Origin of the sequence: Lacticaseibacillus suibinensis, from assembly GCF_003946175.1 — a bacterium.
GTDB classification, from domain to species: domain Bacteria; phylum Bacillota; class Bacilli; order Lactobacillales; family Lactobacillaceae; genus Lacticaseibacillus; species Lacticaseibacillus suibinensis.
Genome location: NZ_RHOK01000001.1, coordinates 53874 through 75509 on the forward strand (window position 1 = coordinate 53874; position 21636 = coordinate 75509).

General features: G+C 53.5%; 23 protein-coding genes. 11 read left to right on the forward strand and 12 right to left on the reverse strand.

Going from position 1 to position 21636, the window contains the following annotated elements; translation table 11 throughout:
• Window position 1 precedes the first annotated feature (1 nt).
• From pyrR to EKM90_RS00260, 5 genes are all read right to left on the reverse strand, one after another.
• Window positions 2–544: a bifunctional pyr operon transcriptional regulator/uracil phosphoribosyltransferase PyrR gene (pyrR, locus tag EKM90_RS00240; protein WP_125579004.1), complete on the reverse strand. Its 543-nt coding sequence runs from the start codon at window positions 542–544 to the stop codon at window positions 2–4.
• A gap of 163 nt (window positions 545–707) precedes the next feature.
• On the reverse strand, window positions 708–1610 hold the full coding sequence (locus tag EKM90_RS00245; protein ID WP_225422654.1) for an RluA family pseudouridine synthase: 903 nt from the start codon (window positions 1608–1610) through the stop codon (window positions 708–710).
• A gap of 8 nt (window positions 1611–1618) precedes the next feature.
• Window positions 1619–2074, reverse strand: coding sequence for a signal peptidase II (gene lspA / locus EKM90_RS00250; RefSeq protein WP_125579006.1), 456 nt, complete (start codon window positions 2072–2074; stop codon window positions 1619–1621).
• 10 nt (window positions 2075–2084) lie between these two features.
• A complete protein-coding gene (locus tag EKM90_RS00255; RefSeq protein ID WP_125579007.1) occupies window positions 2085–3758 on the reverse strand; it encodes a formate--tetrahydrofolate ligase in 1674 nt (557 codons plus the stop codon).
• A gap of 5 nt (window positions 3759–3763) precedes the next feature.
• Complete coding sequence (locus EKM90_RS00260; RefSeq protein WP_125579008.1) at window positions 3764–4171, reverse strand: EbsA family protein; 408 nt, start codon at window positions 4169–4171, stop codon at window positions 3764–3766.
• A gap of 25 nt (window positions 4172–4196) precedes the next feature.
• Between EKM90_RS00260 and EKM90_RS00265 the strand changes: the two genes are divergently transcribed.
• On the forward strand, window positions 4197–4598 hold the full coding sequence (locus EKM90_RS00265; RefSeq protein WP_125579009.1) for a ribonuclease HI family protein: 402 nt from the start codon (window positions 4197–4199) through the stop codon (window positions 4596–4598).
• Between the two features lie 29 nt (window positions 4599–4627).
• On the opposite strand, the gene EKM90_RS00270 is transcribed toward EKM90_RS00265, so the two are convergent.
• Window positions 4628–5230: a nitroreductase family protein gene (locus EKM90_RS00270; protein WP_125579010.1), complete on the reverse strand. Its 603-nt coding sequence runs from the start codon at window positions 5228–5230 to the stop codon at window positions 4628–4630.
• Window positions 5231–5328: 98 nt separating this feature from the next.
• Between EKM90_RS00270 and cls the strand changes: the two genes are divergently transcribed.
• On the forward strand, window positions 5329–6792 hold the full coding sequence (cls, locus tag EKM90_RS00275; protein WP_125579011.1) for a cardiolipin synthase: 1464 nt from the start codon (window positions 5329–5331) through the stop codon (window positions 6790–6792).
• A gap of 219 nt (window positions 6793–7011) precedes the next feature.
• Here the strand turns inward: cls and EKM90_RS00280 are convergent, their stop codons facing one another.
• A complete protein-coding gene (locus tag EKM90_RS00280; RefSeq protein ID WP_125579012.1) occupies window positions 7012–7335 on the reverse strand; it encodes a hypothetical protein in 324 nt (107 codons plus the stop codon).
• A 237-nt stretch (window positions 7336–7572) separates the two neighbouring features.
• On the opposite strand from EKM90_RS00280, the gene nrdH reads away from it, so the two are divergent.
• The 3 genes from nrdH to nrdF all read left to right on the forward strand — a co-directional run bounded on the left by nrdH (window position 7573) and on the right by nrdF (window position 11075).
• Complete coding sequence (gene nrdH, locus EKM90_RS00285; protein ID WP_125579013.1) at window positions 7573–7803, forward strand: glutaredoxin-like protein NrdH; 231 nt, start codon at window positions 7573–7575, stop codon at window positions 7801–7803.
• Window positions 7804–7849: 46 nt separating this feature from the next.
• The gene (gene nrdE / locus EKM90_RS00290) at window positions 7850–10021 is read left to right on the forward strand and encodes a class 1b ribonucleoside-diphosphate reductase subunit alpha (protein ID WP_125579014.1); all 2172 of its coding nucleotides are present in this window, start codon (window positions 7850–7852) and stop codon (window positions 10019–10021) included.
• Between the two features lie 91 nt (window positions 10022–10112).
• Complete coding sequence (gene nrdF / locus EKM90_RS00295; protein WP_125579015.1) at window positions 10113–11075, forward strand: class 1b ribonucleoside-diphosphate reductase subunit beta; 963 nt, start codon at window positions 10113–10115, stop codon at window positions 11073–11075.
• A gap of 88 nt (window positions 11076–11163) precedes the next feature.
• On the opposite strand, the gene EKM90_RS00300 is transcribed toward nrdF, so the two are convergent.
• On the reverse strand, window positions 11164–13065 hold the full coding sequence (locus EKM90_RS00300) for a M13 family metallopeptidase (protein WP_125579191.1): 1902 nt from the start codon (window positions 13063–13065) through the stop codon (window positions 11164–11166).
• Between the two features lie 173 nt (window positions 13066–13238).
• On the opposite strand from EKM90_RS00300, the gene EKM90_RS00305 reads away from it, so the two are divergent.
• The gene (locus EKM90_RS00305; RefSeq protein WP_125579016.1) at window positions 13239–14252 is read left to right on the forward strand and encodes a lipoate--protein ligase; all 1014 of its coding nucleotides are present in this window, start codon (window positions 13239–13241) and stop codon (window positions 14250–14252) included.
• A gap of 43 nt (window positions 14253–14295) precedes the next feature.
• Here the strand turns inward: EKM90_RS00305 and EKM90_RS00310 are convergent, their stop codons facing one another.
• The 3 genes from EKM90_RS00310 to EKM90_RS00320 form a co-directional block, all read right to left on the reverse strand.
• A complete protein-coding gene (locus EKM90_RS00310) occupies window positions 14296–14523 on the reverse strand; it encodes a hypothetical protein (RefSeq protein WP_125579017.1) in 228 nt (75 codons plus the stop codon).
• Window positions 14524–14587: 64 nt separating this feature from the next.
• The gene (locus tag EKM90_RS00315) at window positions 14588–15514 is read right to left on the reverse strand and encodes an NAD(P)-dependent oxidoreductase (RefSeq protein ID WP_125579018.1); all 927 of its coding nucleotides are present in this window, start codon (window positions 15512–15514) and stop codon (window positions 14588–14590) included.
• 10 nt (window positions 15515–15524) lie between these two features.
• Window positions 15525–16307, reverse strand: coding sequence for a tyrosine-protein phosphatase (locus tag EKM90_RS00320; RefSeq protein WP_164507784.1), 783 nt, complete (start codon window positions 16305–16307; stop codon window positions 15525–15527).
• Window positions 16308–16793: 486 nt separating this feature from the next.
• Here EKM90_RS00320 and EKM90_RS00325 point away from each other — a divergent pair, with 486 nt between their 5' ends.
• Genes EKM90_RS00325 through trpA form a run of 5 tightly spaced genes read left to right on the forward strand, consistent with a single transcriptional unit; the run spans window position 16794 to window position 20848 of the window.
• Window positions 16794–17252 (forward strand): PTS sugar transporter subunit IIA, encoded by a 459-nt coding sequence (locus tag EKM90_RS00325; protein ID WP_125579020.1) that lies wholly within the window; start codon window positions 16794–16796, stop codon window positions 17250–17252.
• Window positions 17253–17261: 9 nt separating this feature from the next.
• A complete protein-coding gene (locus EKM90_RS00330) occupies window positions 17262–17537 on the forward strand; it encodes a PTS sugar transporter subunit IIB (RefSeq protein ID WP_125579021.1) in 276 nt (91 codons plus the stop codon).
• A gap of 3 nt (window positions 17538–17540) precedes the next feature.
• A complete protein-coding gene (locus EKM90_RS00335) occupies window positions 17541–18824 on the forward strand; it encodes a PTS ascorbate transporter subunit IIC (RefSeq protein ID WP_125579022.1) in 1284 nt (427 codons plus the stop codon).
• Between the two features lie 16 nt (window positions 18825–18840).
• The gene (trpB, locus tag EKM90_RS00340) at window positions 18841–20058 is read left to right on the forward strand and encodes a tryptophan synthase subunit beta (RefSeq protein ID WP_125579023.1); all 1218 of its coding nucleotides are present in this window, start codon (window positions 18841–18843) and stop codon (window positions 20056–20058) included.
• Window positions 20059–20077: 19 nt separating this feature from the next.
• Window positions 20078–20848 carry a tryptophan synthase subunit alpha gene (gene trpA, locus EKM90_RS00345; RefSeq protein ID WP_125579024.1) on the forward strand — a complete coding sequence of 257 codons (771 nt, stop codon included), beginning with the start codon at window positions 20078–20080 and terminating at the stop codon, window positions 20846–20848.
• A 101-nt stretch (window positions 20849–20949) separates the two neighbouring features.
• On the opposite strand, the gene EKM90_RS00350 is transcribed toward trpA, so the two are convergent.
• Window positions 20950–21600, reverse strand: a complete 651-nt coding sequence (locus EKM90_RS00350) for a hypothetical protein (protein ID WP_125579025.1) — start codon at window positions 21598–21600, stop codon at window positions 20950–20952.
• Window positions 21601–21636: the final 36 nt, after the last annotated feature.

Here is a 21636-nt window from a genome sequence, read left to right on the forward strand (position 1 = left end):
GCTAATCCTCCAGTTGACCGATTGAGATGCCATCTTGGCCGTCAATTTCACTGACCGCCACATTGATTTCCTCATGCCGCGAAGTAGGAATGTTCTTGCCGACAAAATCTGGCCGGATTGGCAGTTCGCGGTGGCCACGATCGACTAACACAGCGAGGCTGATCTGCTGCGGGCGGCCCTGATCCATCAAGGCATCCAGCGCGGCGCGAATGGTGCGGCCGGTGAAAATCACATCATCGACCAAAATCACATGTTTGTCGGTGATGGAAACCGGTAAGCTGCTCCCGGTCACATCCGGCTGCTGGCGGTGATCGGCTTTGTGCACATCATCGCGATACAAGCGAATATCAAGCTCCCCCACTGGCACATCGACGTTTTCCAGCTGCTTGAGGCGACTGGCGATGCGCTCGGCAAGATAAATGCCGCGCGTTTTGATGCCCACCAACACCAATTCGTCTAACGCCTTGTTCTGCTCGATAATCTCATACGTAATCCGGGTCAAAGCGCGCTGCATGGTTACTGCGTCTACCACTTGTTTTGCCATTGTTCTTCCTTTCCTTGGTCATGTGACCAAAAAAGCCGCCTCCTATATCCAGTTTGGGTATAGAAGGCGGCCTATGCGAACCTATCGTCTGCCGCAGCAGACACGTGACCTTCCAAGCCTCTCTGGACTTAGTTAAAGGTGCTCTTATTAAGTTACCGTTAGTCTAGCGAACCCGCCGCGTCTTGTCAATGCCTGCCCGCAAATCCGCCAAAGTTTCTTGAAATAGCGCGGGTGGTTCGGCGGTGAAGGTCAGGTGCTTGCCTGACGTTGGGTGCTCAAAGCCCAGCAGCCGCGCATGCAGAAACTGACCGGCGTTGGGCAACGTCACCCGCGGGCCGTACAAGGGATCGCCGGCCAAGGGATGATGTAGCGCCGCCATATGCACTCTAATTTGATGGGTACGGCCGGTTTCCAGCACACATTTGACCAAGGCGTAATGGTCGAATTGTTCCAGCACCGTGTAATGGGTCACTGCCCGCCGCCCGCCTTCGACAATGGCTTGGCGCTTGCGATCTTTCGGATCTCGCGCGAGCGGCGCATCCACCGTGCCACTGGCCGCCTTGAAACGGCCATGCACAATCGCCCAGTATTCGCGCTGGGTGGTTTTGGCCTTCAGTTGGGCGGACAAGCTTAGCATCGCAGTTTGCATTTTGGCGACCATCAGAAGGCCACTGGTATCTTTGTCGATGCGATGCACAATGCCCGGCCGCAGCACGTCATTGATGCCGGCAAAAGTGGTGTGCGCAAGCAAGCCGTTCACCAGCGTGCCATCAGGATGCCCCGGCGCCGGATGCACCACCATGCCCTGCGGCTTGTTGACGACAATCACCTGGTCGTCTTCGTACACAATATCCAGTGGCATCGGTTCCGGTTTAGCTTCCAGCGGCGCTGGCGCTGGCGGGTCAAGGCGGATCTGGTCACCGGGTTGGACTTTTTCCTTGCCTTTAGCGGCTTTGCCATTAAGTTGAACCAGGCCAGCTGCGAGCCATTTTTGCACCTGCGAGCGGGTAAAATCCGGATATTGGTCGGCAATCACCTTATCCAGCCGGCCGCTTTGGGTGCTGATTGTGAAGGCTAACGTGACGGGTGCTCCTTTCCGTCCATGAACAGCAAATAAATCACCACGATGATGACGCCGATGGTCAAGCAGGCATCTGCCACGTTGAAAATGGCAAAATTCATAAAGGTGGTTTCAAACATGTCAGTGACCGCGCCAAACCGCAACCGATCGATAAAGTTGCCTAAGGTGCCGGCCAAAATCAGCACCAAGCCAGCTTTGTAGAAGCGGCTGTGCTTGGCATCGCGCCAGAGCCAAGCCACGACGACCAAGGAAATCACCGTGATCAAATAGAAGAACCATTGCTGCCCTCGCAGCATGGAAAAGGCGGCACCATCATTTTGCAAATGGGTCAAAGCCAGCCCAGGTAAAAACGCCACGGTTTCCCCGACGGCAATGTGGGCCACGACCCAGGCCTTCACCACCTGATCCAGCGCTACCAGTAGCGCCACCACAATCATTGGAACAATCACATTGAACCTCCTAGAACAAACCAGAAATCACACCGTCATCAGAGACATCCATGTTCAACGCCGCGGGTTGCTTTGGCAGCCCAGGCATGGTCAGCACTGACCCGGTCATTACCACCAGGAACCCAGCGCCCAGCCGCGGCACCACATCGCGCACATGAATGGTGAAATCACTCGGCGCGCCTAAGGCTTTGGCATCATCCGAAAACGAATACTGCGTCTTGGCCATGCAAATTGGCAACTGATCCCAGCCATTTTTAGCAATCGTCTTCAAAGCCAACTCCGCCTTGTGGTCATACACAACATCCCGGCCACCATAAATCTGTTGCACAATCGTCTCGATTTTGGCTTTCGGTGCGGCAGCGTTGTCATACAGCGGTGTGAAATCAGCTGGCTGCTGGAGCGCTGCGGTCACGGCATCGGCCAACGCCAAACCGCCATGGCCGCCTTCACCCCACACGTTGGCCCGTACCGCAGTGGCCCCAGCCGCTTCGCACAAGCTGATGAGATCGTTGAGTTCGGCCTCGGTGTCTGTGGCGAATTCATTGATGGCGACCACCACTGGTACGCCATAGCGCTTCATGTTGTGAATGTGGCGTTTCAGGTTGACGAATCCGGCTTGTAAGGCTGGCCGGTCTTCTTCGGTCAATGAGGCCAGCTTTTGGCCGCCGTTGTACTTCAAGGCGCGCACCGTTGCAACAATCACCACCACGTCAGGGGTTTTACCTAAAGCAGGGGCGGTGATATCCATGAACTTCTCGCCGCCGAGATCAGCGCCAAAACCAGCTTCGGTAATGGCGATGTCCCCTAGCGCCAGTGCCGTGCGCGTCGCCAGAATCGAGTTGCAACCGTGGGCAATGTTGGCAAAGGGGCCGCCGTGAATCAAAGTTGGGGTGTGAGCCAAGGTTTGCACCAGGTTCGGCTTGATCGCATCGCGCAGCAGCATGGCAATCGCGCCGGTGACGCCTAGATCCGCCACGGTGACTGGCGTGCGGTCATAGGTGTAGCCAATCACGATGCGGGCGATTCGCGCCTTGAGGTCAGCCAAGTCCTCCGCTAAGCATAAAATCGCCATCAATTCGCTGGCAACGGTGATATCAAACTCGGTTTCCCGCGGGACGCCGGAAGTCACCCCGCCGAGGCCAATGGTCACATGGCGCAAGGCACGATCATTGATATCCAGCACCCGCCGCCATAAAATTCGGCGGGGATCGATATTCAAAGCATTGCCTTGCTGCAAATGATTATCAATCAAGGCGGCTAAGGTATCGACGGCAGTCGTTAAGGCGTGCATGTCTCCAGTGAAATGCAGATTGATGTCTTCCATCGGCACGACTTGGGCATAGCCACCGCCAGTAGCGCCGCCTTTCATCCCCATCACCGGGCCGAGCGAAGGTTCCCGCAGCGCGATGACCGCATTTTGGCCACGCAGGCGCAAGGCATCACCTAAGCCAATCGTCACCGTTGACTTGCCTTCGCCAGCTGGTGTGGGATTGATGGACGTGACGAGTACCAACTTACCTTGCGACTGTTGCCGCAGACGTTTCAAGGCGGCCAGGGTGAGCTTGGCTTTGCTTTTGCCATAAGGTTCTAAATCATCGGCACTTAACCCCACCATGGCGCCGATGGCGGTGATGGGTTTCATTTCGGTAGCTTCATTTGCTTGGGCAATTTCAATATCAGACACGACGGTTATCCCCTTTCGTTTTGCAAAATGACCGATTCCAACGCTGCCGTCAAAGCCGTTTGACGGCCAAAATGGACCAAGGTTAGCCAACCGTAATCAGTGGTTTGCAGGCGAATCTGATTGCGCCCCACTTGCATGGCGGTGATATGCAGCGGCGGGACTGCCAGCGTGTTGCCTGGCAGCAGGCGCCGAATCGTCACCAGCTGATCGGTGATAATGAGTTGCGAGCGCCACACCTGCAGCCCCGCAATTAGCAGCGTGACCAGCAAAATCACGACTGCCACCCAGCTGATGGGTCCATAGCCGACTAATTCCATTTGCACAATGACCGATATTGAGATTCCGAGCACGATCACCGCCCAAAACATGCTAAAATCGAGCCACGCGGGTTGAATCAAAAACCGCTTCTTCACAGTCACACTTCCTTGGAGAACAATGATGGTTAAACTATACACAGATGCAGCCATAAAAGGCAATCATGGGCTTGGCGGGATTGGGATTTTGATCGTGGCCGCCAAAGAGCAGATTCAGCTTCATCAACCGCTGCCCCCAATGGCCAACCACGAAGCCGAGTTTCTGGCCGCCATCGCCGGCTTTCAGGCCCTTTTGGACCGAGACCTCACTGGCCCAGTCAGCTTCTACAGCGACTCTCAAATCGTGATTGATGCCCTGAATAAACGCTACGCCAAGCACTATGGTGATTATGTCACAAAATTGCTCGCCTTGTGCGACCAGTTCTCATTGGTGGTTTGGCAATGGATTCCCGATAAGCAAAATCAAGGCGCGCATATGCTGGCGCAACAAGGCCTCCACCTCGCCGAGGCACAAGAAAAGGCCTGATTGCTCAGGCCTTGTGAATATCAATGGGGTTACTTCAACACTTTGAACTGATCAGCCTTGGCCATCTTTTCGATTGGCTGGGCTGGGGCTTCAATCGAGCCAAATGGCATCTGGGCGCGCAGCGTCCAGGTGGCTGGCAAGTTGAATTCATCGCGGACCAGCTCATCGATAATCGGGTTGTAGTGCTGCAGGCTCGCGCCGATCCCGTTGTTGGCCAAGGCCACCCATGCGTTCAGTTGACTGGAACCTTGTGCTTGTTCTGCCCAGGTGGCAAAATTATCAGCATACAGCGGGAAATCTTGTTCCAGCTTGCGGACAATTGGTTCGTCGGTTAAATACAAGATGGTGCCGTAAGCGGCTTTGAAACTGGCAATCTTCTGCTTGGTGGCTTCATAGGCTGCTTCAGTTGGGACTTCTGACTTCAGCCGCTTGACCACAATGTCCCACAAGGCATCATGCTTAGCGCCGAATAAGAAGACCGCCCGCGTCGTTTGCGAGTTGAAAGCGGATGGGGTGGCCTGAATCACATTTTCGACCAGGTCCACGATTTCATCATAGCTTTGCTTGACGTTTTTGCCCAAGGCATAAATTGAGCGGCGCTGCTTCAACAGGTTAAGTAAGTCATTGTTCACAGGAAATACCTCTTTCATCTTTAGGATAATATTAGTGTATCAGCTTATCTTTTGTAAGTAAACCCACAATTGCCCATGTCACGCGCCAGGAGGCCGTTATGTCACTTGTCAGTAGCTTGATTGTTGCCATTTTAGTTCTGAACACCCTTGCCGCGATTTTCACCGTTTTGCGGGAAGTCCGGGATATTCCCACCACCTGGGCGTGGCTGATGGTGTTGATTTTTCTGCCCGTCATCGGGTTCGGCTTGTACCTGTTCGCCGGCCGCGGGCTATCCGCCAAGAAAGTGCGGGCCATTCAAACTGAGTATCACCGCGGGGTCAAAGCCTTCGTGGCAATGCAAAAGCGCGCGAACACCCATGGTCAGTTGTTGCCAGCGGCAGTGGCTTCGCCGGCGGCCAAAGAGCTCACCACGCTATTCTTGAATACGGCCAACGCCCCTGTGCTGGGCAGCAATGACGTCACGTTGTATTTCGATGGCGAGAAAAAGTTCGCCGCCCTGTTTGCTGATATCGATGCGGCCACGGATCATGTGTTCATTGAATACTACACGATTTATGCTGACCAGCTGGGCACCGAGCTGCGCGATCATTTGATTGCCAAGGCCAAAGCTGGCGTTGAGGTCAAGGTGCTGTATGATGCCTGGGGCAGTATGGGTGCTGGCCCGAAGTTCTGGGCGCCGCTGCTTGAAGCTGGCGGCAAGGCGGAAGCCTACTTCAGCTCGCAGCATTTATTCCTGGACTTTCGCTTGAACTACCGGCTGCACCGGAAAGTGGTGGTGATTGATGATGAAGTCGGCTACATCGGCGGCTTTAACGTCGGCGACCAGTACGTTTCGCGCAAGCCGAAATTTGGCTTTTGGCGTGACACGCATTTGCGGATCGTTGGTAACACGGTTTACGCGTTGAAAATGCAGTTTTTGATGGACTGGAATGCGACTGTCCCAGATGATCAAGCTGAGCCCTACGCGACCGATGCCATCACGCGAGAAAACGTACGGGTGGCGCATGTCGGGGCCACGCCGATGCAAATTGTTGCCAGCGGACCCGACTCCAATGCCCAACAAATCAAATATGGCTACGTCAAAATGATTGCCAGCGCCACCAAGTCCGTTTGGCTTCAGACGCCTTACCTCATTCCTGATGATACTGCGATGGATGCGTTGATCACCGCGGCGCTGGCCGGCATTGATGTGCGGGTGATGGTCCCAGATATGCCGGATCACCCCTTCATTTTCCGGGCGACGCAGTATTACGCCAATTATCTTAGCCGCTTTGGCATCAAGGTTTACCACTACCAGCATGGGTTCTTGCATGCCAAGACGTTGATTGTCGATGATGCGATTGCTAGTGTCGGTTCGGCGAACTTCGATATTCGTAGTTTCAAGTTGAACTTTGAGGTCAACGCCTTCGTTTACGACGAGGCCATCGCCCACCAGTTGACTGAAGCCTTTGAGGCGGATCAAAAGGAAAGTCTCTTCCTGTCTGCCGCGGTCATTCGCAGCCAAGGCCGCTGGTTGCGGTTCAAGCAGTACGCTTCACGCCTGCTGTCACCGATTCTGTAACGCGATAACGCAAAACCGCCTTGATGCATGGCATCAGGGCGGTTATTTTGACTTCTGGCGCCGCGAATCAGGGTGGGGCAGCGCCGCCCCACTCTGATCCGCTCCATAACATGACGACTCGCTAAACCCAGATTCTGGTATGATTCTTGGCATGCGTGTTGCACTTTGCTTGAGCGTGAACATGGTTGGTGCACCCTCCTGCTACCTTCAGGGTTCAGCCTATCGCACCCAGGCGTCAAAGGCTTTGGGATTATCTTTGAGAATATGAATGGCCGCAGTAATCAGTTCTGTGCGCTTGCTGGCGAGCTCATCACCGGTTAAGTGATAACGGTCCGTGATGTAGCCAGTCGCAATGGCGAGAAAATCTTTGCGTTCGATGCCCCCGTCCTTGAATAAAGTATCCAAACCGGTGAGATTTGGGGTGGCGGCGGCCAGCACTGCCTGGGCCACGTCCTTGGTTTGGGCGTGCTGGTTGGCGTAATCAATTAGCCCATCGACCATGTCAACTTCAGCGGCATGGTCGGCTTTCTTATCAGCGTTCATGCTAAACATCTCCTTTGATCACCTTCTATTATAACGAGTTGCTGCCGTGGTGAAAAATAAAGTGTCCAAGGGCTTCTCTTATTTGGACAGGCGGGGTATAATTGTTGTTATCAGTTCGGGGGAACACCATATCTTGGGGTCTGACTTTTTGCCTACAAGATGTGGTGTTTTTATTTGACACTATATACAATATCCAGTATGATAAAGCCATCATCAAATACAGAAAGCGTGACGAACATGAGCAATATTACGTTATTTACCAAAAACGGCTGTCCACAATGCCGGATGACAAAGAACTACCTGAAGACGCACAACATCTCTTTCGTTGAACACAACATCAACGAAGAGCCTGAATACATCGGTTACCTGAAGGATCAAGGGTTCCAAGCCGTTCCGGTGCTGGAAGCAGATGGCCTGAAATCCTTTTACGGGTTCCGCCCAGAAGCATTGAAGCAACTGGCTGGCTAAGCGCCAGCTTTTTTTGACCCCTAATCCTTGTGAAAGTGGTGACAATATGGCACTCAGTGAGATCAAACCAGATGAAGTAACCTATTACGCGTTGAACAACGAAATCAACATTCCAGTGGATGGTCAGATTCCGTTGGCGAAGGACAAGGCGGCGCTCCAAGCCTTCCTGAAAGAAAATGTAATTCCGAACACGAAGACTTTTGCTTCGCTGACGGATCGCCTCGCTTACTTGGTGGAGCATGACTACTATGAAGCAGCGATGCTGGATAAGTATCAGCCCGCTTTCATAGAGCAGCTCAACGATTTTTTGAGCAATGCCCATTTTGAGTTCAAGTCGTTCATGGCGGCCTACAAGTTCTACGCGCAATATGCTTTGAAGACTGATGACAACGAATACTATTTGGAGGATTTCAAGGACCGCGTCTTTGCCAATGCGCTCTATTTTGCCGACGGGAATGAAGAGTTGGCGATGGCGTTAGCCGATGAAATGATTCACCAGCGCTATCAGCCCGCGACCCCCTCGTTTTTGAACGCTGGGCGCCAGCGCCGTGGTGAACTGGTGTCGTGTTTCTTACTCCAGGTGTCCGACGATATGAATTCGATTGGTCGGGCGATCAACTCGGCCTTGGAGCTATCCCGGATTGGTGGCGGCGTGGGGTTGACCTTGTCAAACTTGCGTGAAGCCGGTGCCCCGATCAAAGGCATCGATGGCGCCGCCAGTGGCGTTTTACCGGTCATGAAATTGCTGGAAGACAGTTTTTCCTATTCCAACCAGCTCGGCCAACGCCAAGGGGCCGGCGTGGTTTATTTGAACGTGTTCCATCCTGATATTATTAGCTTCCTTGGTGCCAAGAAAGAAAACGCCGACGAAAAATACCGCCTGAAGACCCTGAGTCTCGGTGTCATCGTCCCTGACAAGTATTATGAACTCGTCCGTGAAGACGCTGATATGTACCTCTTCTCCCCGCATTCCGTTGAGCGGGAATACGGCCAGCCGTTCTCCTACATCGACATTACTAAGGAATACGACAACCTGGTCGCTAATCCGAAGATCAAGAAGTACAAGCTGAAGGCCCGCGACCTCGAAAACGAAATTTCGAAGCTCCAGCAAGAATCTGGCTATCCGTATATCGTCAACATCGATACCGCCAACAATGCCTCCCCTATCGCCGGCAAAATCATTATGAGTAACCTTTGCTCGGAAATCATGCAGGTGCAAACCCCAAGCGTGATCAACAATGCCCAGGGTTACGATGTGCTAGGGACCGATGTGTCCTGCAACTTGGGCTCGACCAATATTCCTAACTTGATGAAGAGCCCTGATTTTGGCAAGAGTGTGGAATCGATGGTGCGCGCCTTGACCTTCGTGACCGATACCAGCAACATTGACGTGGTGCCTTCGGTGCAGCACGGTAACGAGCTGGCCCACTCCATTGGCCTCGGTGCCATGGGGCTGCATACCTATTTTGCCTTGAACCACATGGCTTACGGTGATGAGGAAGCGCTGGACTTCACCAATGTCTACTTCCTGCTCTTAAACTACTACAGCCTCAAGGCGTCCAACAAGATTGCGGCTGAACGCGGCCAGGTCTTCCACAACTTTGCCGCCAGCAAGTACGCGGACGGTAGCTATTTCGACAAGTATCTGACTGAGGACTTTGCGCCGAAGACGGCTAAGGTCAAGGCGCTGTTCGCTGACATTCATGTGCCGACCGCCGAAGACTGGGCCGCACTGAAGGCTGCCGTGATGAAGGATGGTTTGTACCACCAAAACCGGCTCGCCGTGGCGCCAAACGGCTCAATCTCTTACATCAATGACACCTCTGCTTCCCTGCAGCCAATCGTCAACCGCATCGAAGATCGGCAGGAAAAGAAGATTGGGACGATTTACTACCCAGCGCCTGGGTTGTCCAACGACACCTTACCTTACTACAAGAGTGCCTACGACATTGATATGCGCAAGGAAATTGATGTCTATGCTGCTGCGCAGGCCCACGTTGATCAAAGCATGTCGCTGACGTTGTTCATGCGCTCCACCATTCCAGCCGGCCTCTACCCATGGAAGGAAGGCCGCACTGAAAAGATGACGACCCGCGATTTGAACATCCTGCGGAACTACGCCCATCACAAAGGCATCAAGTCCATTTACTACATCCGGACCTACACCGATGATCAAGAAGAAATTGGCAGCAATGCCTGCGAATCCTGCTCGATCTAAAGCTCGCCTTTGGCACCGATGAGCAATGGCCAGCTTTCGAGAGCCGTGGCGTCCCACGGTTCTTACATATCACCTTTAAAGGAGCGACATCATGGCGGAAGAAAAGCAATACCTGGCAATCAACTGGAACGACATTGAAGATCAAATCGATAAGGCCACTTGGGAAAAACTCACTGAGCAATTTTGGCTGGATACCCGAATTCCGGTGTCCAATGACTTGGATGACTGGCGCAAGCTGACCAAAGACGAACAGTGGGTCGTCGGCCATGTGTTTGGTGGCCTGACCCTGCTGGATACCTTGCAGAGTCAAGATGGCATGAACAGCTTGATGCAAAATATTCGCACCCAGCAGGAACGCGCGGTGCTCAATAACATTCAGTTCATGGAATCGGTTCATGCCAAGTCCTATTCCACGATTTTCTCCACGCTGAATACGCCTGCTGAAATCGACGAGATTTTTAACTGGACCAATTCCAACCCGCATCTGCAATACAAAGCCAACAAAATCAACGATATCTATCACAATGGCACCCCGCTAGAAAAGAAAGTGGCTTCCGTCTTCCTGGAAACCTTCCTTTTCTACTCTGGCTTCTTCACCCCGCTCTACTACTTGGGCAACAACAAGCTCACCAATGTGGCGGAAATTATAAAGCTGATCATTCGCGACGAAAGTGTGCACGGCACCTACATCGGCTACAAGTTCCAGCTCGGCTTTAATGCCCTCAGCGATGACGAACAAGCCAAAATGCGTGATTGGATGTATGACTTGCTGTACGACCTTTATGCCAACGAGGAAGGCTACACCAATGACTTGTACGCTAAAACCAGTTGGACCGAGGAAGTCTTGACCTTCCTGCGGTATAACGCCAACAAAGCACTGATGAACTTGGGCCAAGACCCCTTATTCCCTGACACCGCCGCTGACGTGAACCCGATTGTGATGAACGGGATCTCGACTTCTACTGCCAACCATGACTTCTTCTCTCAAGTCGGTAATGGTTACCGTTTAGGTCAGGTGGAAGCGATGAACGACGATGATTACAACTTTGACTAAGGTAACTTAACTCAAAAACGCAGGACCCGTTGGCCCTGCGTTTTTCGATTCCAGCAAAAAAGACGAGCCGCCGCTCGTCTTTCAGTGATTACCAAATGTGAACACGCTTCTCAGGCGCAATGTACATGCCATCACCTGGCTGCACGTCAAAAGTGGCATACCAGTCATCCAAGTTCCGCGGTTGAATGTTGGCGCGCAGCTTAGCTGGCGCATGCACATCGATCGACAGCAGGAATTTCATGTATTCCGGCCGCGCCTTTTGCCGCCAGATCCGCGCCCAGTTGGTGAAGAAGGCTTTCAGATCAACGTCAGGTTGTGCCTTGGCCGTTTGAAGCGCCGCCGCCAAACCACCAGCATCGGCAATGTTTTCGGAGACAATCAGCTTACCATTCACCTTACCGGCGCTGGTTTCAATGCCATCGAACTCGTCGATCATTTGCTGGGTCAAGGTCTTAAAGTGCGCGTAGTCGGCTTCTTGCCACCAGTTGACCATATTGCCGAATTCGTCGAATTGGGCCCCATTGTTGTCGAAACCATGGGAGATTTCATGGGCAATGACAGCGCCAATGCCGCCGTAGTTTTCACTGGCAGATTGATCCAAGGCGTAAAATGGGGCCTGCAAAATGGCCGCTGGGAAAGTGATATCGTTGCGAGAAGGATCGTAGCACGCATTGACCAGGTGGCCAGGCATCAACCAGGTGGTGCGATCGACCGGCTTTTGTAGCTGCTCAACGTTGTAGGCGTGCCGCGCTTCGGCGATGCCCGTGACGTTGGTCAACAGGTCAGCCTTTTCATCGACTTTAAAGCGGTCATAAACCTCGTTGACCTTGTCGGGGTAACCCATCTTCAAGACCATCTTGTCGAGTTTGACAATGGCCTTGGTCTTGGTTGCCTCAGACAGCCAGCTTGAGCCGCGCAGGCGGGACTTGTAAGTCTCAATCATGTTCTCGACCAACTTGGTCACATCGGCCTTCGCGGCTTCACCAAAGTACGTGCGGCCGTAGTACAAGCCAATCGGTTCGGAGAAGAAGGAATTTGCCAAACGATAAGCATGTTTGATCTGCTTTGGCGCTTCCGGATTACCGGACAAGGCGCGGCCAAAGGTGCCGCCCAGTTGACGCAAGTCCTCGCTCAGGTAGCCCGTGTTAGAGAGCAAGTCATTGACGTAGGCCCAGTGCTTGTAGCGGTCAAAGGTCGCCGCACCAAACAGCTGAGTGAATTCCTTCAAGAAGCGGGGATCGCCGACAATGATGGTGGCTGGCTGTTCGCCGTAAGCCTCTTCAGCAAAAGCAGTGAAATCAAAGTCCCCAAACTGCGCGGCTACTTCCGCGAAGCTTTGCGGGTTATACATCTTCGGATAATCAGCCCACTCCTCACGGCTCTTAACGTGCTTCGCCAGCTCGGCATCAAAAGCCAAAGCATCAGCGAGATAGGTCTTTTGATCGGCGGCGCTCAAATCGGTTTGCGCCAGGAGCTTTGAAACCATGTCGCCCCAAACTTTGAGCAACTGCGCGGCTTGTTCGTTGTCAGGCGTGTAATAAGTGGTGTCTGGCAAAATCGTCGCCGGTCCGGTCAGCATGATTTTGTTGACGCTGGTGTCCTTCATGTCAGGTTCCACCCCGAGGTCAAAAGGCATCGGGAACAGTGAGGCTTCCAAATCCGCTGCTTTGGCGTTGAACGCCGCCAAGTCAGAGGTGGCGTTCAGCGGCGCCAAACGATCCAGTGCCGGCTGAATACCAGCCGCATCGCGCGCCTTAAAGTCTTTGGCTTGGTTATAAAGCTTCACCGCCGCTTCAAAGTACTGATCTGGAGCGGTTTTCTCGCCTGCCGAAACCGCGGCAAAGTCTGCCATCAGGTGGGCTTCTACCCCATCAGCCAAATCATTAAAGCCCCCGGTGCTTGTTTTATCTGGATCAATGACGGCGGTTTTCTCCCACTCGCCATTCACGGCATCATAAAGATTGTCTTGGTATCGTGTCTCAGCCATTATCTGAACTCCCTTCGCTGATTTTCTCACCAGCATTTAATGTAAGACTAATTATAGCGCAAGCCCGCAGACATTTCACCCATTACGCCGAAATAGTCACCAGGCCCAGACGTTATCCCTTTACCAAAAGTATGACAGCGCATACAATAGACATGATACAGAAGGAGGCCTGGAAAATGTACTATGTGATCATGAAGTCCCATGATATTCGCCGTAATCTTGCTACAGAACAATACCTGATGAATAACAAACAGTTTGATGAACCCTTGCTGCTGTTTTACTACGAGGGACCCTGTGTGATTGTTGGGCGCAATCAAAACACCCAGGAAGAACTCAACCAAGACTACGTTGATGCGCATCACATTGTGGTAACGCGGCGCTTGTCCGGCGGCGGGGCGGTCTATCAAGACTTGGGCAATCTGTGTTTTTCCTTTGTGGTAGATGCGGATTCCGAGGAGTTTGGCGACTTTAAGTCCTTCACCCAACCGATTGTGGATGCTTTGCATCAAATGGGCGCCACCACTGCCGAAGTGTCCGGGCGTAACGACATGTTGGTTGATGGCAAAAAATTCTCTGGCAGCGCCATGTACACGCGCGATGGTAAGACCTTCTCACATGGCACTTTGATGCTCGACGTGGATCAAAGTGTCCTCCCAGAAGTCTTAAAAGTGCCGGCCGACAAACTCGCCAGCAAAGGGATTCAAAGTGTGCGCAGCCGCGTCACGAATCTGCGGCCTTACCTCGCCCCTGAATACCAGCAGCTGACGGTGCCAGAATTTCGCGACATTTTGCTCTTGCGACTGTTTGGTGCCAACGATTTAAGCGAAATCCAAGACCGACAGTACCAAGTCACCGCAGAGGACCAAGCTGCCATCGACCAGCTGTATGAGAATATTTACAGCAACTGGGACTGGGTGTATGGCAAGTCACCTGCCTTCACTTTGAAAAAGCGGCAGCACTTCACCATGGGCACCATCGATGCTCGCCTGACCGTCACCGGCGGCAAGATTAGCGCCATCAAGTTTTATGGTGATTTCTTCGGGGCCAAGGATGTCGCCGATTTACAAACCGCGTTGCTTGGGGTCCAGTATGACCATGAGCATGTGGTCCAAGCGCTGGCGACGTTTGATCTCAACGCCTATTTCACGGGCATTGATGCCGAGGCGCTCACTAACTTATTGACCCGCTAAAGGGCAAGCTAAAAGCCGCTGACGGTTGTCAGCGGCTTTTTGGTTATGCCCAAGCAATCTTGGCAATGGCGTATTCTTGAAGGCGCTTGGCCCCCTTGGGTGTTTCCACGATGACAGTGCTGCGCTCCTGATACGGTTTAACCGTCCCTGGGTGAATCGCCGACACCGTCCCTTTTAGCGTCCGTTTATCCATGGTGTGAATTTTCACCGGGCGTTTGGTTAACAGTGCATCCTCCAGTAAGCCAATAATCTCAGTGGTGCGTTGCGCCATGAGCAAAACCTCCTTTTGGTTGTAACCGATTACATGCCTAGTATAACCATCTTTTAATCAAAAATCAGTAGCCGGCGGTCAAGTCCACCTGATTCTTAACAATTTCGCCGCTGGCGGCAAAAGCCGTCAGATTCGGCAGGAAAATATTCGCGACCGCGGCCCGTAAATGCGGCACGGTGCCGGAAATATGCGGTGTAATCAGCACTTGCTGCTCATGCCACAGCGGCGAATCCGCTGGTAGCGGCTCGGTTTCGAACACATCCAGCGCCGCGCCGCGGAGCTGGCCGGCATGAAGCGCGGCGAGCATGGCGGCGGTATCCGCCGACTCGCCCCGGCCAACATTGACCAACAGCGGTGCGGCTTCAAGCTGAGCGAAAAACGCGGCGTTGAAGAAATGGGTCGTGCTGGCCGTCAGCGGCATCACGTTGACCAGCACCTGCGCATCCTTAGCCCAAGTGGTGGCCATTTGATCAGTACCCACCTCAACAAAACCGGGCACTGGCGCGCCATGGCGGCTGATGCCATACACCTGCATGCCTTGGGCGGTCAGCTGTTTAGCAATGGCCTGGCCGATATGACCGGTGCCAAAAATCACGGCTTTGCTGCCCTCAAGGGACCAAAGTTGGCCGCGGCGCTGCTCATTATCCCAAGTGTGCGCCGCCGGGAATAAGCCCCGGGCAAAAGCCAAAATCATCGCTAAAGTTGAGCTGGCAATGGGGTCAGCATGAATGCCGCTGGTGTTCGCCACCACCACCCCTTGCGCCTTGAGCTGCGCCAACGGTAAATAGTCGACCCCGGCCGAAACGGTTTGCACAAATTTCAGCTGATTGGGCCCATCTAAGATCGTCTGTGCAATCTGATTCCAGCCTAAAATGACGTCGATTTGACTCGCCTGATCAGGCGTGTAATCTGCCGCCGTGATTAAGGTGACATTCGCTGGCAACTGGGCTTGCGCCGCAGCTGGTAAAGCAAATAAAGTTAATACCTTCATGAAAAGCCTCCTAGCCTGCAAATTTGGTCAGCAGCTGATGTAATCCTGATTCGCGGAGGCCCAATGTCTCGCGAATGAACCCACGACTGCCAGCGAACCGCGTATCAAGGAGCGTGAAGACCGCCGCCAGATAACGCTGATCGGCCCGGCCCAGCGCGGCCAGTTCCGCTTGCATGGCGGGGGTACCGCCGGCTGTACTTAAGGCCTGGCGCAAGGCCGCGGCATGCTCAGCGGCGGCGATGTTGGTGAGCAGGTAATCCTGATAGATGAATGTCCGGTCAACGCCCAGCGCATCTAGCAGTAAGGCACAGGCCACCCCGGTGCGATCCTTGCCGGCGCTGCAGTGAAGCAGCACGGCCCCAGGCGCTGAGCTAACCGCACGCACCATTTGGGCTAAGCTGGCGCGCTGCTCAGGGTCAAGCAACATGTTTTGGTAGCCCGCAATCATCCAGTCAACGGCACCTTGATGCCCACTGAGAAAAGTGAACAACGCAGGCAGCGTTTGATATTTGGCGGTTACGGCATCTGAAGCGAGCGGCGTTGCGCTGGCCGCGACTTGAGGCAACGAAACGTCTGGGTTAGCAGCCGCCTCGCTAGGCAGGCGTAAATCGACCACCGCGGACACATTCAGTGCCTTTAGCGCCGCCACATCGGCAGGTGTCGCGTGGGCCAGCCGCCCGCTGCGGATGAGCAGCTCGCCTTTTAGGGGCTGACCATCACGCGTGGTCAGGGCCTGATAAGTGCGGGCATTGCTCACGCCGGCAAAAGGTAACGTTAAACTAACGTTGGTCATTGGCTCGCCTCCTCCTTTCATTTTAGCACACTGCTTTTTAAGGTCTTTGTCGCCAAATTCAAATTTTTTCATCAAAAAATGTTGACAGACAGTTTTCACCAGACTAAACTCAGTGTCAATCAAATCAATCTGTTTTCACAAACCGATGAGGTGGAGATCAAACCAGTTGTGCACGCACAGAGAGTCACGTTGCTGAGAAGTGGCCGAACGCAAGCTGGCAAATGGACCACCGAGGGCCTTGCCGAAAGATTTCAAGTACGCAAGGACGTCAGGCATACGTCAGTTGCCGGGAGAGTGTTGGCTCTTCGCTAAGCGTGATTCGAACGGAATCGCCCTGCGCAAAGAGCCCGTTGCATGAGTTGCAGCGGGCTTTGTGTTTGGGCCTACCGATTCGAGTCAAATCAAGGTGGCACCGCGGAAAATCCGTCCTTGATCGTCGTCATATTTGACGGCGATCGAGGGCGGATTTTTTGCTAGGAGGAAATTATGCTGAGTCAATTCACGAATTTAAAGGCCATTAAGGTGCTGGCGCCGCTCACCACCCCTGAGCAAGCCATTAGGCAAGCGGGCGCGCTGCTGGTCAGCGGTGGTTTTGCCACCCCATTCTACACTCAGGCGATGCTAACCAGCTTTAAAGCGAACGGCGCGTATTTTGTCATTGCGCCAGGCATCGCCATGCCGCATGCACGGCCAGAAAACGGGGTCTTGGTCGACGGTATCAGTCTTCTCACCCTCCAAACCCCGCTGGATTTCGGCAATGCCGCCAACGGTCCTGCCGATTTGATCATTGGCTTAGCGGCCACTGGCGCTGATCGCCATATTCAGCTCATTCAAGCCATTGCCAAAGCCTTCAGTGCCCGATGGCGTTACCGCCAACTGATGTCATGCACCACCTCAAAGCAAGTCTTGTCGCTACTTGAAACGGATGCACCAAATGAAAGGTAGGTTTTCTCAATGCGCGTGTTAACTGTATGTGGGGCCGGGGTCGGCACCAGCCTGATGGAAAAAATGTTCGCCGAAGCGATTCTGAACGACGCCGGCGTCGACGCTCAAGTCGATAATGCCGACATCAGCAGCGCCACGCCGAATGATTACGACGTGGTTATTACCACCTCGATGTTTGCCGAGATGTTGCCAGCAACTAACGCCCAGGTCATTATTCATGACAACATCATGGATCAAACCGGCCTCAAGCAAAAGCTACTGGCGGCGCTGGCCCAGGAGGATTAACCCATGTCAATTCTCCTATACTTCATCAACAACGTCCTGAGTCAGCCAATTTTCATTCTGGGGCTGGTGGTGGTCATCGGCATGTTGGCTGAACATAAGCCTGGTAGCAAAATCCTGCCGAGTGCCCTGAAGGCCGTGATCGGCTTCACCATGATCAACGTGGGCGGCCAAACCTTAGGCACGGCACTTTTACCTTTGCAGCAGCTGATTGCGCATATTTTTGCCATGAAAGCCCCGGCCAGTGCTGATATCGGTGCCACCCAGGCCGCAAGCTTAACTGATGTCGGCTTTGACATGGCGATTATTTTCGCCTGCGGGTTCGTCATCAACTTGCTGCTGGCGCGTTTCACCCGGTTCAAGTTCGTGCATCTTTCGCCGCATGTGTCGTTTTTCTTTGCCGGCTTGATTGCCGCCCTTTTGAAATTCGGGACTGACCTGAATACACCGCTGCGGTTGGTGATTGGTTCCATTCTCTTAGGTGTCTACATGACCTTCACCTGCGCCTATGTCAATGTGCTGATTAAGCCCGTGCGCGGCGCCGATGGCTTCACGCTGGCGCATTCCAGCTCGTCAGGACTCTTGGTCGCCTCCATCCTGGGGGAACTGTTCGGCGATAAAAAGCACGACCTGGAGGACACCAAGCTGCCAGTGAAGCTGAACTTCCTGCGGGATATGACGGTGGCGCTCACCCTGGTGATGATGCTGTTGTTCTTCGCCTTAGGACTGATTGCCGGCCCTCACTTCACCATGACGCAAGTGGCCGGTGGTAAGGACTTTGTGGTGTTCGCCATTACCAAAGGGATTGAATTCGGGATGTGGATTACCGTCATCTTAGCTGGCGTGCGGATGATGCTAGCGGAAATCATTCCAGCTTTTCACGGCATCTCCCACAAGCTAATCCCCAACGCCAAGCCAGGTTTGGATATTCCGCTGCTGTTTCCGCAGTATCCCACCAGTGTCATTGTGGGTTTTCTGTTGAGTTTAACCACTGGCATCATCGGGATGCTGATTTTAGCCGCCGCTCATTATCCCATCATCGTTTTTCCGGCCTTAATCCCAACCTTCTTTACTGGCGCGGCCACAGCGATTTTCGGTGATGCCCATGGCGGCCGCCGCGGCGCGCTACTGGGCGCCGGCGCCAACGGGTTTCTGCTGATTTTTGGCCAGGCTCTGTTGCTACCGATGGTGGGGACTTTCGCGCCAATCATGCGGATCTTAAGCGAAACCGATTATTGTGTCTACGGCCCGCTATTGGGCTTCGTGTTGAAATTAGTTCATCTTGGTTAATCAAAGGAGTTTTATCATGACAAATAACTATGATCCTGAAACTGCAATGCAAGCTGGCCGTTACCTGGAATACGGTGGTCAATACCTTCCAGAAGTTTTGATGCCGGAAATTAACCGTGTCGCGGCGGCCTACGCCAAGTACAAGGACGACCCTGACTTCTTGAATGAGTTCCACACCTTGCTGCGGGAATACGCCGGCCGGCCTTCCCTGCTGTATTACGCCAAGAATATGACGGCAGATCTCGGCGGCGCCCAAATCTACCTCAAGCGGGAAGACCTCAACCATACCGGCGCGCATAAAATCAATAATGTCATCGGCCAGGCCCTGCTCGCCAAGCGCATGGGCAAAACGCGCCTGATTGCTGAAACCGGTGCTGGTCAGCACGGCGTCGCCACCGCTACCATCGCCGCCTTGTTCGGCATGGAATGTGAAATCTTCATGGGCAAAATGGATACCGACCGCCAGCGCCTGAATGTCTACCGCATGGAACTACTTGGCGCCAAAGTGAACGCAGTGACCAGCGGCTCGATGGTGCTGAAGGACGCCGTGAATGCGGCGCTGCAAAACTATGCGGCCCGCAGCGACGATACGTTTTATGTGATGGGTTCTGCAGTCGGCCCGCATCCCTTCCCAGCGATGGTGCATGATTTTCAAAGTGTCATCAGTAAAGAATCCAAAGCCCAATTGCAGGACGCGATTGGCCAGTTGCCGGATTATGTGGTGGCCTGTGTCGGCGGCGGTAGCAATGCGATCGGCAGTTTTGCTGAATACATCAAAGACCCAAGCGTGCATCTGATCGGCTGTGAAGCCGCCGGTAAAGGCATCACCACTAAGCAAACAGCCGCCACCATGGCGCTTGGCTCCACCGGGATTTTCCATGGGATGAAGTCCCGCTTCTTGCAAAATCATGATGGGCAAATCGATTCTGTTTATTCGATTTCCGCCGGGCTCGACTACCCTGGCGTCGGTCCGGAACATGTGGCCTTGATGGATGAAGGCCGGGCCCAGTACGTGCCGATTACCGACGACGAGGCGGTTGATGCTTTCGAATACATCGCCAAGCAAGAAGGCATCATTGCCGCAATTGAAAGCTGCCACGCCGTTGCCGAAGTGCAAAAGCTCGCCCCAACCTTGAGTAAGGACCAGGTCATCATTTGCACCCTCTCTGGGCGCGGCGACAAGGACGTGGCCTCGATCGCCAAGTATCGCGGCATTGAACTGAATGAAGACTAGTTGAGGAAGGAAAATCATCATGAGTAAATTAACAGACGCATTCAATAACGGTAAAGCGTTCATTCCCTTCATCGTTGCCGGCGATCCTGATGAAGCCAGCACCTTGAACAACATCCTTGCTATGGCCAAAGCCGGCGCGGATATCATCGAGCTAGGCATTCCCTTTTCCGATCCGGTTGCCGATGGCCCAGTGATCCAAGCCGGTGATTTGCGCGCCTTCAAAGGCGGCATTACTGTCGACAAAATCTTTAACATTGTCAAAGCCGCCCGGCAGCAAATTCAAACCCCCATCGTCTTTTTGACCTACGCCAACGTGCCGTTCAAGTATGGTTATGACCGCTTTTGCGCCCAGTGTCAGGCCTTGGGCGTGAACGGGTTGGTGATACCGGATTTGCCTTTTGAAGAGCAAGCCGAAATTCGGCCCTTCACGCAAAAATACGGGCTTGACTTGATTATGTTGATTACGCTGAATTCTGGTGATCGCGTGCCAGCTCTGGCTAAAGCCGCGGAAGGATTCATCTATGTCGTCAGCACCCAAGGCATCACAGGGGAGCGTGATGAATTCGATCACCGCCTCGCCGCCCTCTTCGCCGAGATCAAGCAGTATACAGAGGTGCCGGCGGCGCTGGGTTTTGGCATTCACACGCCCGCGCAGGCCAAGGCGCTGTCGCAGTTCGCCGATGGCATTATCGTTGGCTCAGCGATTGTGGAGCTGGCGGCGCAGCACGGCACCGAGGCGGCCGCCGCAATTGGGCAGTATACCGCAGAGATGAAAGCGGCGCTGGCCTAATCAGTCAATTCAACCCACCAAGCGCACTAAAATAACCACGCCATGTGACGTGGTTGTTTTAGTGTTAGGAACGATATAGCGTCTTTGCGTGAATCGTGGCCTTATTTGGTTTCGGGTGCTTGCCATTTATTGGGTAACAAGGTTTCTCCAATCCGAATGAGCAGAATATTACCGACAAATAGGCCAGGAATTAAGAGTTGGCCCGAAAGGCCTGGCAATTTATCGAGCATATCAATTGCTGGAACGGCGAACAGCGTTGCAAAAATCGCAATCATGCCAGCGATAAACCATGAGTGCATGCCCATCCACATGCCAAGGCCTAGCAGAAGGACCATCAGGCCCAAACCGACAACGATAATTAACGGCTTGGGCACCCATACCCGGCCAAACTTAGGCATCAGGTCGCTGAGCGGTTGGAGAACTAACTGGACGACAACGATAAGCACGATGCTGGCATCGCGAACCTTTCTGCGATGAAATACACCGCGGCGAAACATTTCCATGGCCGCCAAAACAAGTATTGGCAGTGCTGCTGCCAGCACTGCCGCTGAGCCCAAGGGCACAAGACGTCCATGCAGGGAAATATGGCGCCAGGTGATGAAGAAAAACGAAAGGAGCCATGCTACCGTCGCGTATAAGACCCAGGATTTGCGCTTCCAGTGTGGTAGGTTTTTGACGAGTTGATCACCAATGGTTTTGGGATCCTGGCCAAAGTAATCGACCGCATCAATACCATCAGCTTGTGCTTGCATTAAATCCGCGTGAATTTCGGCTAGCAGCTCGCTAGT